The organism is Streptomyces sp. NPDC107521, from assembly GCF_055598485.1.
The window spans coordinates 662,337-678,003 of sequence record NZ_JBVKAT010000001.1 but is presented as its reverse complement, the minus strand read 5'-3'; the positions used below and the strand labels follow the sequence as shown (position 1 = coordinate 678,003).

At 77.1% G+C, this 15,667-nt stretch carries 13 protein-coding genes and 1 riboswitch; of the genes, 9 read left to right on the top strand and 4 right to left on the bottom strand.

Features of this window, described 5'->3' with window-relative positions:
• Positions 1 to 179 precede the first annotated feature (179 nt).
• From ACZ7LB_RS02850 to ACZ7LB_RS02820, 7 genes are all read left to right on the top strand, one after another.
• On the top strand, positions 180 to 1,514 hold the full coding sequence (locus tag ACZ7LB_RS02850) for an inorganic phosphate transporter (RefSeq protein ID WP_471465046.1): 1,335 nt from the start codon (positions 180 to 182) through the stop codon (positions 1,512 to 1,514).
• Positions 1,515 to 1,557: 43 nt separating this feature from the next.
• The gene (locus ACZ7LB_RS02845) at positions 1,558 to 1,779 is read left to right on the top strand and encodes a hypothetical protein (protein ID WP_471465045.1); all 222 of its coding nucleotides are present in this window, start codon (positions 1,558 to 1,560) and stop codon (positions 1,777 to 1,779) included.
• A 278-nt stretch (positions 1,780 to 2,057) separates the two neighbouring features.
• Positions 2,058 to 2,216, top strand: a riboswitch (cobalamin riboswitch).
• A 100-nt stretch (positions 2,217 to 2,316) separates the two neighbouring features.
• Positions 2,317 to 3,303 carry a cobalamin biosynthesis protein gene (locus tag ACZ7LB_RS02840; RefSeq protein WP_471465044.1) on the top strand — a complete coding sequence of 329 codons (987 nt, stop codon included), beginning with the start codon at positions 2,317 to 2,319 and terminating at the stop codon, positions 3,301 to 3,303.
• Positions 3,300 to 4,808: a cobyric acid synthase gene (locus ACZ7LB_RS02835; RefSeq protein ID WP_471465043.1), complete on the top strand. Its 1,509-nt coding sequence runs from the start codon at positions 3,300 to 3,302 to the stop codon at positions 4,806 to 4,808. Before ACZ7LB_RS02840 ends, ACZ7LB_RS02835 begins: the two co-directional genes overlap by 4 nt.
• Positions 4,809 to 4,881: 73 nt before the next feature.
• A complete protein-coding gene (locus tag ACZ7LB_RS02830; RefSeq protein ID WP_471465042.1) occupies positions 4,882 to 6,969 on the top strand; it encodes a putative cobaltochelatase in 2,088 nt (695 codons plus the stop codon).
• Positions 6,969 to 7,568 carry a cob(I)yrinic acid a,c-diamide adenosyltransferase gene (gene cobO / locus ACZ7LB_RS02825; RefSeq protein WP_471465041.1) on the top strand — a complete coding sequence of 200 codons (600 nt, stop codon included), beginning with the start codon at positions 6,969 to 6,971 and terminating at the stop codon, positions 7,566 to 7,568. The genes ACZ7LB_RS02830 and cobO overlap by 1 nt, the downstream gene beginning before the upstream one ends.
• The gene (locus ACZ7LB_RS02820) at positions 7,562 to 8,995 is read left to right on the top strand and encodes a cobyrinate a,c-diamide synthase (RefSeq protein ID WP_471465040.1); all 1,434 of its coding nucleotides are present in this window, start codon (positions 7,562 to 7,564) and stop codon (positions 8,993 to 8,995) included. The genes cobO and ACZ7LB_RS02820 overlap by 7 nt, the downstream gene beginning before the upstream one ends.
• Positions 8,996 to 9,012: 17 nt before the next feature.
• Here the strand turns inward: ACZ7LB_RS02820 and ACZ7LB_RS02815 are convergent, their stop codons facing one another.
• Positions 9,013 to 9,756, bottom strand: a complete 744-nt coding sequence (locus tag ACZ7LB_RS02815) for a ZIP family metal transporter (protein ID WP_471465039.1) — start codon at positions 9,754 to 9,756, stop codon at positions 9,013 to 9,015.
• Positions 9,757 to 9,818: 62 nt separating this feature from the next.
• Here ACZ7LB_RS02815 and cobC point away from each other — a divergent pair, with 62 nt between their 5' ends.
• The gene (cobC, locus tag ACZ7LB_RS02810; RefSeq protein WP_471465038.1) at positions 9,819 to 11,378 is read left to right on the top strand and encodes an Rv2231c family pyridoxal phosphate-dependent protein CobC; all 1,560 of its coding nucleotides are present in this window, start codon (positions 9,819 to 9,821) and stop codon (positions 11,376 to 11,378) included.
• Between the two features lie 64 nt (positions 11,379 to 11,442).
• On the opposite strand, the gene ACZ7LB_RS02805 is transcribed toward cobC, so the two are convergent.
• The 3 genes from ACZ7LB_RS02805 to ACZ7LB_RS02795 form a co-directional block, all read right to left on the bottom strand.
• Entirely contained in the window at positions 11,443 to 12,369 is a 927-nt protein-coding gene (locus tag ACZ7LB_RS02805; RefSeq protein ID WP_471465037.1) for an SCO1860 family LAETG-anchored protein, read from the bottom strand.
• Positions 12,370 to 12,555: 186 nt separating this feature from the next.
• A complete protein-coding gene (locus ACZ7LB_RS02800) occupies positions 12,556 to 13,653 on the bottom strand; it encodes an amidohydrolase family protein (protein ID WP_471465036.1) in 1,098 nt (365 codons plus the stop codon).
• An 80-nt stretch (positions 13,654 to 13,733) separates the two neighbouring features.
• Entirely contained in the window at positions 13,734 to 14,321 is a 588-nt protein-coding gene (locus tag ACZ7LB_RS02795) for a hypothetical protein (protein WP_471465035.1), read from the bottom strand.
• A 201-nt stretch (positions 14,322 to 14,522) separates the two neighbouring features.
• Between ACZ7LB_RS02795 and ACZ7LB_RS02790 the strand changes: the two genes are divergently transcribed.
• Positions 14,523 to 15,623, top strand: a complete 1,101-nt coding sequence (locus ACZ7LB_RS02790) for a pyridoxal-phosphate-dependent aminotransferase family protein (RefSeq protein ID WP_471465120.1) — start codon at positions 14,523 to 14,525, stop codon at positions 15,621 to 15,623.
• Positions 15,624 to 15,667 lie beyond the last annotated feature (44 nt).

Below are 15,667 nucleotides of genomic sequence, written 5' to 3'. Positions count from 1 at the left end.
CCCGCGGCGATCCTGCCAGCGGCGTCTCCGGAGAGCACCGGCTCGCGCACGCGGCGCGTCCGGCCGCGGAGGTCCCGGCCCCGTTTTCGGACACCACGACGCCCTATCCAGTTCATCTTCCGTTCACCATGGTTACCTAGGTTCGTCGCGCCAATGACCTCGAACGATTGCCTGGGTAAATGGAAAGCTTCTCGCTGATCCTCGCGATTGTGGTGGTAACCGCACTCGCGTTCGATTTCACGAACGGTTTCCACGACACCGCGAACGCGATGGCAACCACCATTTCGACCGGTGCGCTCAAGCCCAAGGTTGCGGTGGCCATGTCCGCCGTCCTCAACCTTGTCGGCGCCTTCCTCTCGGTGGAGGTCGCCAACACGATCTCCAAAGGTCTCGTCGACGAGACCGGCATCCGTCCCGAGGTCATCTTCGCCGCCCTGGTCGGCGCGATCCTCTGGAACCTGCTGACCTGGCTGGTCGGCCTGCCGTCCAGTTCCTCGCACGCCCTGATGGGCGGTCTGATCGGCGCCGCCGTCGCCTCGGCCGGCCTCGGCGCGGTCCACGGCGGCGTGCTCGTCACCAAGGTGCTGCTGCCCGCCGTCGCCGCCCCGATCGTCGCCGGCGTCGCGGCGATGCTCGCCACCCGGATGACCTACCGGCTCGGCCGCCGCGCCGACGGCCGGGCCGCCGAGAAGGGCTACCGCGCCGGGCAGATCGCCTCCGCCGGCCTGGTCTCGCTGGCCCACGGCACCAACGACGCCCAGAAGACCATGGGCATCATCACCCTCGCGCTGATCGCGGGCGGCGCCCTCGCCCCCGCCTCCGACCCGCCGGTCTGGGTCATCCTGTCCGCGGGCCTCGCCATCGCGCTCGGCACCTACCTCGGCGGCTGGCGCATCATCCGCACCATGGGCAAGGGCCTGACCGACCTCCAGCCGCAGCAGGGCTTCGCCGCCCAGACCAGCGCCGCGACGGTCATCCTGGCCTCCTCCCACCTCGGCTTCTCGCTCTCCACCACGCACTCGGTCTCCGGTGCGGTGATGGGCGCCGGCCTCGGCCGCAAGGGCGGCGTGGTCCGCTGGTCCACGGCCACCCGCATGTTCGTCGCCTGGGGGCTCACCCTCCCGGCCGCGGCCCTGGTCGCCGCGATCGCCGAGTGGGTCTGCCGCCTCGGCGACTGGGGCACGGCCGCGGTCGCGGTCTTCCTGATCGCCGCGAGCTTCGCGATCTGGCGGATCTCCCGGCGCGAGGTCATCGACCACACCAACGTCGTCGACGGGCACGGCCACGGCCACCACCACCCGGAGCCGGAGCCGAACGGGGTCGTCACCCAGGCCATCGCCGCCGTCACCCCGCCGCCCACCGACGCGGCCGTCGAGTGCCTGACCGCCGACGCGCTCGCCGCGGACGCCCTCGCCGCCGACGCGCTGGCCGCGGAGATCCCGGCCCCCTCCCCCGCCGTCCCGGCCGCCGCCGAGGCCAAGACCCCCTCCGCCTCGGCACCCACCGCCGTCTGAGCCCGCGTCCGGGTCCGCCCGGGAGCGAAGGAAGAGAACCACCATGCAGATCGACTGGGCAGCCCTCGGCTCCGTCTTCGGGGTCAGCCTCGTGGTCACCGTGGCCCTCGTGGCCCTGTTCACCCTCGGCATCGTCGGCCTCTCCCACCGGGAGCGGGCCGCCGCCCAGGGCGAGCCGGCGACGCTCGCCGTCACCGCCGCCTACGCCTGCTTCGCGGCCTGCGCCGCGGCGGTGACCTACGGGATCTACCTGATCGTCGCCTGACCCGGCGTCGGCGAAGGGGCGCGGGGGCGTACGGCGGGACACCGTCGTACGCCCCCGCGCCTCTTCGCCCTTCCCGCGCGCCCGGCGCCGCCGTTCCCCCGCGCCGCCGTCCCCGCGCGCCCCACGCCCGTCCGCCGGCCCCGTACGCCCCGCGCCGCTCCCGTGCGTCCGCGGCGCCCCGGCCCGCCCGTCCCGCGCCGTGCGCGCCGCGTCCGGGGCCCGCGCGCCGTGTGGGGCTTCCCACACTCACCCCGCGCAGGTCAACGGCGAGTTGACGGGCCTTCGCGGACCGTGGTGGACTTCCCGGTGCCATTACGGCGGCTGGAGAGGAAGCCGGTGCGATTCCGGCGCGGTCCCGCCACTGTCACCGGGACGGCACGCGCCACGCGGTGCGCGCGGTCCCGGGAGCCAGGAACTCCCACCGCCGGTTCCGTCGAACCAGGGCGTGGACACCCTGAGTGAGGACATACCGCCATGCGCGCCCGACGCCCCAGGTACCCCGGCACCCCGCTCCCCCGCCCCGCGACCGGCTGAGCCGTGCGCGCCGAACGCGTCTTCGCGTACGGTGCCGCCGCCGGCCTCCTCGGTGACCTGCTCCTCGGCGATCCCCGCCGCGGGCACCCCGTCGCCCTGTTCGGCCGTGCCGCCGGTGCCGTGGAACGCCGGCTGTGGCACGACCACCGCGGCTGGGGCGCCCTGCACACCGCCGTGTGCGCCGGGGGCGTCGCCGCGCTGGGCACCGCCGCCGCCCGCGCCGTACGCCGCTCCCCCGCCGCCTCCGTCGCCCTGACCGCCGCCGCCACCTGGGCCGTCGTCGGCGGCACCTCGCTGGCCCGGGAGGCGCGCGCCGTCGGCCGCGCCCTGGAGGCCGGGGACCTCGGCGCCGCCCGGGCCCGGCTGCCGCACCTGTGCGGGCGGGACCCCGAGGCCCTGGACGCCGACGGGATCGCCCGCGCCGTCGTCGAGTCCGTCGCCGAGAACACCTCGGACGCGGTGGTCGGCGCCCTGGTGTGGGGGGCCGCGGCCGGGGTGCCGGGGCTGCTCGGCTTCCGCGCCGCCAACACCCTGGACGCCATGGTCGGTCACCGCTCGCCCCGCCATCTGCGGTACGGCTGGGCCTCCGCCCGCCTCGACGACCTCGCCGGATGGCCCGGCGCCCGGCTGACCGCCGTCCTCGCGACCGCCTCCGGCGGCGATCCGCGCGGCGCCCTCCGCGCCTGGCGGGCCGACGCCGGACGCCACCCCAGCCCCAACGCGGGCCCGGTGGAGGCCTCGTTCGCCGGTGCCCTCGGCGTACGGCTCGGCGGCACCCTCTCCTACGCCGGCCGGGTGGAGCACCGGCCCGTGCTCAACGGCGCCGCCGGGCGCCCCGTCCGGACCGGCGACATCGACCGGGCCGTACGGCTCTCCCGGCGTGTGGGCTGGCTGGCACTGGGCGTGTGCGCGGGCGCGCGGCTGCTCGCGCACCGGGTGGCCGCTCCGGGCCGCCGCGCCGCCGGGCCCCGGACGGGGGGCCGGTCATGAGCGGTGGTCTCCTGGTCGCCGGCACCACCTCCGACGCGGGCAAGAGCGTCGTCACCGCCGGGATCTGCCGCTGGCTGGTGCGGCAGGGCGTGAAGGTGGCCCCCTTCAAGGCGCAGAACATGTCGCTGAACTCCTTCGTGACCCGCGAGGGGGCCGAGATCGGCCGGGCCCAGGCGATGCAGGCGCAGGCCTGCCGGCTGGAGCCGACCGCGCTGATGAACCCGGTGCTGCTCAAGCCGGGCGGCGACCGCAGCAGCCAGGTGGTCCTGCTCGGCCGGGCGGTCGGGGAGATGAGCGCCCGCGGCTACCACGGCGGACGCCAGCGGCAGTTGCTCGGCACCGTCCTCGACTGCCTGGCCGAGCTGCGGGCCACCCACGACGCGGTGGTCTGCGAGGGCGCCGGCAGCCCCGCGGAGATCAACCTGCGCCGCAACGACATCGTCAACATGGGGGTGGCCCGGGGCGCCGGACTGCCCGTCCTGGTCGTCGGGGACATCGACCGCGGTGGCGTCTTCGCCTCCTTCTTCGGCACGGTGGCCCTGCTCTCCCCCGAGGACCAGGCGCTCGTCGCCGGGTTCCTGGTCAACAAGTTCCGCGGCGACGTGAGCCTGCTGGAACCCGGCCTCGGCATGCTGCGCGGCCTGACCGGCCGCCGGACCTACGGCGTGCTGCCCTTCCGGCACGGGCTCGGCATCGACGAGGAGGACGGCCTGCGGGTCTCCCTGCGCGGCACCGTGCGGGAGTCGGCCGTCGCCCCGCCGGTGGGCGAGGAGGTGCTGCGGGTCGCGGTGTGCGCGGTGCCGCTGATGTCCAACTTCACCGACGTGGACGCGCTGGCCGCCGAACCCGGCGTGGTGGTGCGGTTCGTGGACCGTCCGGAGGAGCTGGCGGACGCCGACCTCGTCGTCGTGCCCGGCACCCGGGGCACCGTCCGCGCCCTGGAGTGGCTGCGGGAGCGGGGACTGGCCCGCGCCCTCGTCCGCCGGGCCGCCGAGGGCCGCCCGGTGCTCGGGGTGTGCGGGGGCTTCCAGGTCCTCGGCGAGGAGATCGAGGACGACGTGGAGAGCCGCCGGGGCCGGGTCCAGGGGCTCGGCGTCCTGCCCGTGCGGGTCCGCTTCGCCCCCGCCAAGACCCTCGCCCGGCCGGTGGGCGAGGCCCTCGGGGAACGCGTCGAGGGGTACGAGATCCACCACGGCGTCGCGCGGGTGACGGGCGGCGAGCCCTTCCTCGACGGCTGCCGGTCCGGGCAGACCTGGGGCACCCACTGGCACGGCTCGCTGGAGTCGGACGGCTTCCGGCGGGCGTTCCTGCGCGAGGTCGCCGCCGCCGCCGGACGCCGCTTCGTCCCCGCCCCGGACACCTCGTTCGCCGCGCTGCGCGAGCGGCAGCTGGACCTGCTGGGCGATCTGATCGAGGAGCACGCGGACACCGACGCGCTCTGGCGCCTCATCGAGTCCGGCGCCCCTCCCGGACTCCCCTTCGTTCCGCCCGGGGCACCCGGGTGAGCCCCGCCCCCGGGCCCGCGCCGCACGGTGCCGGGCCCCGTCGCCGTACCCCCTTCGAAGGAGTGACCGCCGCGTGAGCACGCCCTATCCGTTCACCGCCGTCGTCGGCCAGGACGACCTGCGGCTGGCCCTGCTGCTGAACGCGGTCTCCCCGCGGGTCGGCGGGGTCCTGGTGCGCGGGGAGAAGGGGACCGCCAAGTCGACCGCCGTACGGGCGCTGGCCGCGCTGATGCCGCGCCTCGCGGTCGTGCCCGGCTGCCGCTTCGCCTGCGACCCCGCCTCCCCCGACCCGTCCTGCCCCGACGGCCCGCACGGCTCGCCCCCCGCGGCCGAGCGCCCCGCCGCCCTCGTCGAACTGCCGGTCGGTGCCTCGGAGGACCGGCTGGTGGGGGCGCTGGACATCGAACGGGCCCTGGCGGAGGGCGTGAAGGCCTTCGAGCCGGGCCTGCTCGCCGCCGCCAACCGGGGCATCCTCTACGTCGACGAGGTCAACCTCCTCCACGACCACCTCGTCGACCTGCTGCTGGACGCGGCGGCGATGGGCGCCTCGTACGTCGAGCGCGAGGGCGTCTCCGTCCGGCACGCGGCGCGTTTCCTGCTCGTCGGGACGATGAACCCGGAGGAGGGCGAGCTGCGTCCGCAGCTGCTGGACCGCTTCGGGCTCACCGTGGAGGTGTCCGCCTCGCGCGATCCGGAGCAGCGGGTGGAGGTCGTCCGGCGCCGCCTGGCCTACGACGACGACCCCGCCGGTTTCGCCGCGCGCTGGGCCGGGGAGGAGGCCGCGCTGCGGGAGCGGATCGTGGCGGCGCGCGCCCTGCTGCCCTCGGTGCGGCTGGACGACACGGCGCTCCGCCGGATCGCGGCGACCTGCGCGGCGTTCGAGGTGGACGGGATGCGCGCGGACATCGTGATGGCCCGTACCGCGACCGCGCTCGCCGCGTGGGCGGGGCGGACCGAGGTGCTGGCCGAGGACGTGCGCCGGGCGGCGCTGCTGGCCCTGCCGCACCGGCGCCGCCGCAATCCCTTCGACGCCCCCGGGCTGGACGAGGACCGGCTCGACGAGGCCCTGGACGAGTTCGGCGACGACGACCCCGATCCCGGGCCGGACGGCCCCGGCGGTCCCGGCGGTCCGGAGGGTCCGGGCGGACCGCCGGAATCCGACGGCGGCGGGCACGGGGACAGCGCGCCCTCCGGGGACAGCGCGTCCTCGGGGGACGGCGGTGGCGCCGGGGAGACGGGTGACGGCGCGGACCCCGGGGCCGGTGGTCCGGAGGGCGCCGGGGAGGGGCCGCGGCCTCCCGGCGGGCCCGGCGCGGGCGAGCAGGCCCCGGCGCGGGCCGCCGATCCGTTCCGGACGAAGGTCCTCAGCGTGCCCGGCCTCGGGGACGGCGCCGCCGGCCGCAGGTCGAGGGCGCGCACCGAGCAGGGCCGCACCACCGGCGCCCGCCGCCCCCGGGCCACGCTGACCCGGCTGCACCTGTCCGCCACCGTCCGGGCCGCCGCCCCCCACCAGCGGGCGCGCGGGCGCGGCGGCCCCGGGCTGGTGGTGCGGCGGGACGACCTGCGGCAGGCGGTGCGCGAGGGCCACGAGTCCAACCTCGTGCTGTTCGTCGTCGACGCCTCCGGTTCGATGGCGGCCCGGCGGCGGATGGGCGCGGTGAAGGGCGCCGTCCTCTCCCTGCTGCTCGACGCCTACCAGCGGCGGGACAAGGTCGGCCTGGTGACCTTCCGCGGCACGGCCGCCGAGGTGGCGCTGCCCCCGACCTCGTCGGTGGACGCGGCGGCGGCCCGGCTGGAGTCGCTGCCGACCGGCGGGCGCACCCCGCTGGCCGCCGGGCTGCTCCGGGCCCACGACGTGCTGCGGGTCGAGCGGCTGCGCGACCCCGCGCGCCGGGCGCTGGTCGTGGTGGTGACCGACGGACGGGCCACCGGCGGCCCCGACCCGCTGGCGCTGTCCGCGCGGGCCGCCCGGCTGTTCGCGGCCGAGGGCACCGCCTGCGTGGTCGTGGACTGCGAGACGGGCCCGGTGCGGCTGGGGCTGGCCGGCCGGCTCGCGGGTGACCTGGGCGGCACGGCCGTCACGTTGGAGGAGCTGCGGGCGGACACCATCGCCGGGCTGGTCAGGGATGTCCGGGAGACCGGGACGAGGAGGGCCGCGTAGTGCCGAAGGGACAGCCGAGCGTCGTACCCGAGGACGGGCTGACGACCCGCCAGCGGCGCAACCGCCCGCTGGTGATGGTCCACACGGGCCCGGGCAAGGGCAAGTCCACCGCCGCCTTCGGGATGGCGCTGCGCGCCTGGAACCAGGGGTGGCCGGTGGGGGTGTTCCAGTTCGTCAAGTCCGCCAAGTGGAAGGTCGGCGAGGAGAACGCGCTGCGGGCCCTCGGCGCCTCCGGCGAGGGCGGGACCGTCGACTGGCACAAGATGGGCGAGGGCTGGTCCTGGGTCCAGCGCGACGACCAGATGGACAACGAGGAGAAGGCCAGGGAGGGCTGGGAGCAGGTCAAGCGGGACCTGGCCGCCGAGCGCTACCGCCTCTACGTCCTCGACGAGTTCGCCTACCCGCTGCACTGGGGGTGGATCGACACCGACGAGGTGATCCGGACCCTCCGCGCCCGGCCCGGCAACCAGCACGTCGTCGTCACCGGCCGCAACGCGCCCGCCGCGCTGCTGGACTTCGCCGATCTGGTGACCGAGATGACCAAGGTCAAGCACCCGATGGACGCGGGCCAGAAGGGCCAGCGGGGCATCGAGTGGTGACCTCCCCGTCCGTGCCCCGGCTGGTGGTCGCCGCCCCCTCCTCGGGCAGCGGCAAGACCACCGTCACCACCGGGCTGATGGCCGCCCTCACCGCGCGCGGGCTGTCCGTCTCCCCGCACAAGGTCGGCCCGGACTACATCGACCCCGGCTACCACGCCCTCGCCACCGGGCGCACGGGCCGGAACCTGGACTCCTACCTGTGCGGGCCGGAGCTGATCGGGCCGCTGTTCCTGCACGGGGCGCGCGGCTGCGACATCGCCGTCGTCGAGGGCGTGATGGGCCTCTACGACGGCGCCGCGGGCGAGGGGGAACTCGCCTCCACCGCCCAGGTCGCCAAGCTGCTGCGGGCACCGGTGGTGCTCGTGGTGGACGCCTCCTCGCAGTCGCGTTCGGTGGCGGCGCTGGTGCACGGCTTCGTGAGCTGGGACCCGGAGGTGCGGATCGGCGGGGTGATCCTCAACAAGGTCGCCTCCGACCGCCACGAGGAGCTGCTGAGGGAGGCACTGGAGCACGTCGGGGTACCGGTCCTCGGCGTGGTGCGGCGCGCCCCCGAGGTCGGCACCCCGTCCCGGCACCTGGGGCTGGTGCCGGTCGCGGAGCGGCGGGCGGCGGCGCTGGACGCCGTGGCGGCGATGGCGGCGCGGGTGTCCGCCGGGTGCGACCTGGAGGCGCTGGTCGCGCTGGCGCGCGGGGCCGGGCCGCTGTCCTCGCCGGTGTGGGACGCGGGCACCGCGCTCGCGGACACCGCGCCCGCCGACGCCGCGCCCGTGCCGGACGGCACCGGGGCCGGGGCCGGGGCCGACGGAGTGCCGGGGTTGCCGGGGGCGCCGACGGTCGCCGTCGCCGGCGGGCCCGCCTTCACCTTCTCCTACGCCGAGCAGAGCGAACTGCTCACCGCCGCCGGGGCCGTCGTCGTCCCCTTCGACCCGCTGCGGGACGAGGCGCTGCCGGACGGCACCCGCGGACTGGTCGTCGGCGGCGGCTTCCCCGAGGTGTACGCCGCGGAGCTGTCCGCCAACGAGCCGCTGCGCGCGGCGGTGGCGGCGCTGGCGCTGGGCGGCGCCCCCGTCGCCGCCGAGTGCGCCGGGCTGCTGTACCTCTGCCGCGAGCTGGACGGGCGGCCCCTGTGCGGGGTACTGGACGCCTCGGCGCGGATGTCGGAGCGGCTGACGCTCGGCTACCGGGACGCGGTGGCCGTGACCGATTCCGTCCTGGCCGCCGCCGGGACGCGGATGCGGGGGCACGAGTTCCACCGGACGGTCGTGGAGCCGGGGGCCGGGGCGGCTCCGGCGTGGGGGCTGCGCGGGCCCGGACGGCGCGTGGAGGGGTTCGTGCGGCGGGGCGTGCACGCCAGCTATGTGCACACCCACTGGGCGGCCCGGCCGGAGACCGCCCGGCGCTTCGTGGCGGGCTGCCGCGCCCCGTGAGGGGTGACGGGCGGCGCTCACTCGGCCAGCCCCACCACCAGCCAGATGAAGGCGGCCCCGGCGACGGTGCAGAGCAGGGTCGCGGGGGCGGGGTGCTCGTGGTGGGCCTCGGGCAGGATCTCGGCGGCGGCGAGATAGAGGAGCACACCGCCGAAGAGGCCGAGGTAGCCGCCGAGCGCGGCACCGGGGACGGAGACGACGAGGGTGGAGGCCGCCCCGGCCACCGGGGCCACGGCGTCCGCGACGAGCATGGCGACCGCGCGGCGGCGGGCGTTCCCGTAGAGGCTGGTGAGCGTGTAGGTGTTGAAGCCGTCGGCGAAGTCGTGGGCGATCACGGCCAGGGCGACGGCCGCGCCCATGCCGCCGCCGACCTGGAAGGCCGCCCCGATGGCCACGCCGTCCATCGCGCTGTGCCCGACCATCGCGGCGGCGGCCGTCAGCCCCACCTCGGGCGAGCGCCCGCCCGTCGCGCCCTCGGCGTACTCGTCGCCGCCGTGGGCGGCGCGGCGGGCCGCGAGCAGCCGCTCCACCATGTGCGCGAGGAGGAATCCGGCCACGAACAGCAGCAGGGCCACCGGGACGCCGAAGACCTGGTGGCCGGCGGCCTCCAGCGCCTCGGGCAGCAGGTCCAGGCCGACCACGCCCAGCATCAGACCGCCGGCCAGCCCGAGGACCAGGTGCCGCCGGTCGGTCACGCGCTGAGCCGTCCAGCCTCCGGCCAGCGTCATCAGGAACGCGCCGAGCGCGACGAGGACCGCCATGCCCCCTTGCTATCCGATCGGGGCGCCGTCACACGCGCACGACAGCGGGAACGGCGGTAAATATGCGCGGAGTCGCTGGTGGGACCGGTGGGGCGGCGGCCGGGTCCCCGGGCCTGGTGGTCGGGATCGGGGCCTCCCCGGGCGTGCCGGCCGGGGAGGTGGTCCGGCTGGTCGCGGACGCGCTGCGGGAGGCCGGGGCGGCCGGGCCGGTGGTGGCGCTGGCCACCGTGGACGTCCGGGGGAGGGAACCCGGGATTCTCGTGACGGCGAAACGTTTCGGTGTTCCCGTTCTCACCTACACCCCCGAGGAGCTGGCCGCCGTCGCGGTGCCCCATCCCTCGGACGCGGCGCTCCGCGCGGTCGGCACCCCGTCGGTCGCGGAGGCGGCGGCCCTGCGGGGCGGCGGCGAACTGATCGTGCCCAAGCGCAGATCGGCGGCGCGGCCGGCCCGGGCGACCGTCGCCGTCGTCCGCCTCCCGGCCCCGGCGTCGGCGGACGGGACCGCCCCGGGCACCATCACGTGCATGGACACGTACTCAGCACCCGGCCCCGGCGCGGGGCACCGTCCCGGCCCGCCGCCCCCTCCCGATCTGCGGCACCACGGGGACGCCGAGGTCCGGGACGACGGGGCGGCCCTGGTGGACCTCGCGGTCAACGTGCGCGCGGACACACCGCCGCGCTGGCTGCGCAAGCGCCTGGCCGCCTCGCTGGACTCCCTCGCCGCCTATCCGGACGGACGGGCCGCGCGGGCGGCGGTGGCGGAGCGGCACGGGCTGCCGGTGGAGCGGGTGCTGCTGACGGCGGGCGCGGCGGAGGCGTTCGTCCTGCTGGCCCGGGCGCTCGGGGCGCGCCGTCCGGTGGTGGTGCATCCGCAGTTCACCGAGCCGGAGGCGGCGCTGAGGGACGCCGGGCACACCGTCGGCCGGGTCCTGCTGCGCGCGGCGGACGGCTTCCGGCTGGACCCGGCGGCGGTGCCCGGGGACGCCGATCTGGTGGTGATCGGCAACCCCACCAACCCGACGTCGGTGCTCCACCCGGCGCGGGACCTGGCCGCGCTCGCCCGTCCCGGGCGGACCCTGGTGGTGGACGAGGCGTTCATGGACGCGGTGCCGGACGAGCGGGAGGCGCTGGCCGGGCGGACGGACGTGCCGGGCCTGGTGGTGCTGCGCAGCCTCACCAAGACCTGGGGGCTGGCCGGACTGCGCGTCGGCTACGTCCTCGCCGAACCGGGGACCGTCCGGGCGCTGGAGCGCGCCCAGCCCCTGTGGCCGGTCTCCACACCCGCGCTGGTGGCCGCGGAGGCGTGCGTGGCGCCCCCGGCCCTCGCGGAGGCCGCCCGCGCGGCCCGCGCCGTCGCCGCCGACCGGGACCATCTCGTCGCCGGGCTCGGACGGTTCGCGGGGGCGGGGCTGCGGGTGGCCGGGCCCGCCGAGGGCCCCTTCGTGCTCGTCCGGCTGCCCAGCGCCGCGGCGGTGCGCCACCGGCTGCGCGCGCTCGGCCACGCGGTGCGCCGCGGCGACACCTTCCCGGGCCTGGACGCCGACTGGCTGCGCCTCGCGGTGCGGGACCGGGCGACGACGGACGTCTTCCTGGCGGCGCTGGCCGAGGCCCTGCGGGGCTGAGCGGGGCGCCGGCCGGCCCGTGGCGGGGACAGGGCCACGGGCCGGCCGACAGGGGCCGGTTCCGTCAGCCCCGCCTGCGGCGGGCCATGACCAGGGCCCCGCCGCCGCCCAGGACGAGCACGGCGGCACCGGCGGCGATGTACGGGGTGGCGGAACTGCCGCCCGTCTCGGCCAGGTTGACCTCCTCCCGGGAGCCCTGGGGCGCGGTCCCGGCGGCCGGTTCGACGGCGGGCGACTCCGGCGCGGGCGGTTCGGCGGCCTCCCGGGCGGGCGGCGGGGCCTCGCAGGTGGCCTCGGCGAGCGTCACCGTGCCGTCGACCTCGGACACGTTCAGGTCGAGCGGGTTGACGGAGACCTTCAGCACGAGGGCGGTGGCGGCGGCCGTGCGGGAGGTGGTCGCGGTCCGGGACAGGTCCAGCCGCACCTCTCCCACGCCTGGCACCTTCACCTCCGTGGTGCCCCCGGCGGTCAGTTCGGTCTTCCTGCCGAGCACCGTCACCGGGCCCAGCAGGTTCGACGAGGCGACCGGCTTCCTCCCGGCCTCGCAGGTGGCCGTGGCGGTGACCTGCTCGACCTCGATCAGCGACAGCAGGGGCAGTCCGGGCAGGTGGACCGCGGCGCCGACCAGCCGGGTGGCGCCCTCGGCCCGGCTCCCGTCGGCCTCGGCCCGCGCCTCGGCCACGTCGGCGCGCAGCACGGCGAAGGGACGGCCGCCGTCGACGGCGTCCAGGGTGGCGGTCAGCGCGGTCCGGTGCGCGTTGCCGGGCGCCCGCACCTCGTTGAGGCCGACCGCGAGCGGGACGTTCACGGTCCGGTTGAGCAGGGACACGTCGAGCGCGGTGCGCAGGACCGCGGCGCTCGCGCGGCCCCGGTCACCGGTGGCGTGGGCGGTGCCCGCGCCGGTCAGGACCGCGGGAGCGGCGGTCAGGACCGTGGCCGCCGCGAGGGCGGCCAGACGGTGCGCGGGCATGCGGAAGGTGTTGCCGTTCAAGGTGGTGGGACCCCCACTGGGACATGCGTGCGGAACACGCATGAGCGACATGCTTGGGACCCGCACAGAATGTCTCCGCGCGCCGTCGGCCGTCAGCGTTCCCGGGTCACTTCACCCCTTCGTGAGGTTTCCGTCCGCGTTTTCGATTCTTCCTGCACGGTTGTTCCCTCCCGTCACCCGTGCCCGCTATCCGACCACGCGTCCGTTGAGCACCACCCGGTGCGGGGCGCCGAGCACCCGCACGTCCGCGCGCGGGTCCCGCTCGTAGACCACGAGGTCGGCCGGGGCGCCCTCGTCCAGTCCGGGGCGGCCGAGCCAGCGCCGGGCGGCCCAGGTGGTGGCGGCGAGGGCCTCGACGGGCGGGATCCCGGCGGTGACCAGTTCGGCGACCTCCGCCGCCGCCAGGCCGTGGGCGAGGGAGCCGCCCGCGTCGGTGCCGACGAAGACGGGGACCCCGGCGTCGCGGGCGTTGCGCACCGTCTCGTAGCGCCGGGCGTGCAGCCGGCGCATGTGGGAGGACCAGCGCGGGAACCTGCCCTGCCCGCCGTCGGCCAGGGCGGGGAAGGTGGCGATGTTGACCAGGGTGGGCACGATGGCGACGCCCCGCTCCGCGAAGAGCGGGATGGTGTCGTCGGTCAGTCCGGTGGCGTGCTCCACGCAGTCGATGCCGGCCTCGACCAGATCGCGCAGCGAGTCCTCCGCGAAGCAGTGCGCGGTGACCCGGGCGCCCAGCCGGTGGGCCTCGGCGATGGCCGCCTCGACGGCGTCGCGCGGCCAGCAGGCGGACAGGTCGCCGAGGTCGCGGTCAATCCAGTCGCCGACCAGCTTCACCCAGCCGTCGCCGCGCCGGGCCTCCCGGGCGACGTGGGCGACGAGGTCCTCGGGCTCGATCTCCCAGGCGTAGTTGCGGATGTAGCGGCGGGTGCGGGCGATGTGCCGCCCGGCCCGGATGATCTTCGGAAGGTCCTCGCGGTCGTCGATCCAGCGGGTGTCGGAGGGCGAGCCCGCGTCGCGGATGAGCAGGGTGCCCGCGTCCCGGTCGGTGAGCGCCTGCCGCTCGGCGACGTCGGCGGGGACGGCGCCGTGCTGGTCGAGGCCGACGTGGCAGTGCGCGTCGACCAGTCCGGGCAGCGCCCAGCCCTCGACGGTGCGGACGTCGCGGGCCCCGGCGGGGCGGTCGTACGAGATCCTGCCGCCGATCACCCACACCTCGTCGCGGACGTCCTCGTCACGGGGGCCGACGAGGACCCGCCCCTTCACGTGCAGCACCGCCTGATCAGTCATGTCCGGCACCCTAGGCCCTGCCGTCGCGTCCCCGGCCGCCCGGTCGCGACGGGACCCGGCGGCCGACCCGGCGGCGGGGCCTACGGCCGTTCCGGCCGGCCGTGCGGCGGGGCGGGGGCTCCGCTCCCCCGGTCCCGGCGGGCGCGGGCCGCGGCGCGGGCGCCGAGTTCCCCCGCGCATCCGGCGCCGACGGCGCCCGCGGCGGCGGTCAGGCCGAGCACGGCGACGCCGGGGTTGGCGTAGCCGGGGATCTCGCCGGAATCGTAGCCGTCGCCGTCGCCGGTCTCGCAGAGGAAGCCGAGGGGCAGGTAGGAGACGGAGTAGTCGACGACCCGGGCGGCCCGCTCCGGTTCGGCGCCGGTCCGGCAGGGGGCCATGGGCGCGGAGGCGGAACCGCCGTCCTCCGCCTCCACCACCGCCCAGGCCACGGAGAGCGCGCCCCAGGCGTAGAGGGCGGCGGCCCCGACCCCGGCGCATCCGGCGACGGCCCGCAGCCGGGCTCCGGCGCGGCGGTACGCCGGGGGGACGGCCGGGCGCGCGGGCACGGCCCCGGTGGGCCGCGCGCCCCGGGCGCACCGGGGGGCGCGCTCGGGCGGGGCCGGGACGGCGCGGCGCAGGACGAGGGCCGTCACCACCGCGATGAGGACGAGCAGCAGGAGGACGAGCACGCGGAGGAGTCCATCAGGTCGGGGAGCGGCTCGGCAGTGGCGGAAGCCACAGTTCCGGGCGCGGGAGCCGCGGCGGACGGCATCCGGCGCGGAGGGCCGCGCGGGGCGCGGCTACCCTCGATCCCGTATCCGCAGCCCGCCCGGCCGTGACGGCCCACCGGTCCGTGACCGCGCCCGGACATGACCGAGAAGAGCGCCGCCGTGACCCACCCCCTGCTGGACCCGGCCCCGATGGACGCCGCCCGTTTCGCCGCGATCGAGGACCGGGTGGCGCGGCTGCTGGACACCGCGCAGGACGTGGTGATCACCCAGGGCGAGGCGCTGCTGCCGCTGGAGGGCGCGATCCGCGGCGCCGCCGGTCCGGACACGGTCGCGCTCAACGTGATCACCGGCCCGTACGGGCAGACCTTCGGGAACTGGCTGCGGGACTGCGGGGCGACGGTCCACGACCTGGCCGTGCCGTTCCACACGGCGGTCACCGCCGAGCAGGTGCGGGAGGCGTTCGCGGAGCATCCGGGGATCGACTTCGTGTCGCTGGTGCACGCGGAGGCGGCGACCGGGAACACCAACCCGGTCGCGGAGATCGGCGAGGTGGTGCGGGAGCGGGGCGCGCTGTTCTCCGTGGACGCGGTGGCCTCGGTCGGCGCGGAGCCGGTGCTGCCGGACGCCTGGGGCGTGGACCTGTGCGTGATCGGCGCGCAGAAGGCGCTGGGCGGTCCGGCCGGGGTGTCGGCGGTGTCGGTCAGCGAGCGGGCGTGGGCGCGGATGGCGGCCAACCCGGGCGCGCCGCGCCGTTCGTTCCTGTCGCTGCTGGACTGGAAGGAGCGCTGGATCGACGGGGGCCGCCGGGCGCTGCTGCACGCCCCGGCGCAGCTGGAGATGCTGGCGCTGGAGGCGTGCCTGGAGCGCGTCGGGGCGGTGGGGCTGCCCGCGGTGATGGCGCGGCACGCGTCGGCCGCGGCGGCCACCCGGGCCGGGGCGACGGCGCTGGGCGGCGGGCTGGAGCCCTACGTGCGCGAGGCGCGGGACGCGGCGCCGGTCGCGACGACGCTGCGGACGCCGCCGGGGGTGGACGCCTCCGCGCTGGTGGCGCGTGCCCTGGCCGCGGACCCGGCGCTGCCGCTGGCCGCGGGCGGCGGGGCGCTGGCCGGGGAGATGATCCGGGTCAACCACTACGGGCGGGACGCGACGCCGGAGACGGTGCTGGCCTGTCTGGCCGCGCTGGGCGACGCGCTGGCCGGGACGGGACGGACGACGGACCCGGAGGGGGCGCGACGCGCCGCCGAGGGTGCGTGGCGTTGACGAACGAAAGCGCGAACCACTCATCACCATGAATAACGGGTAAC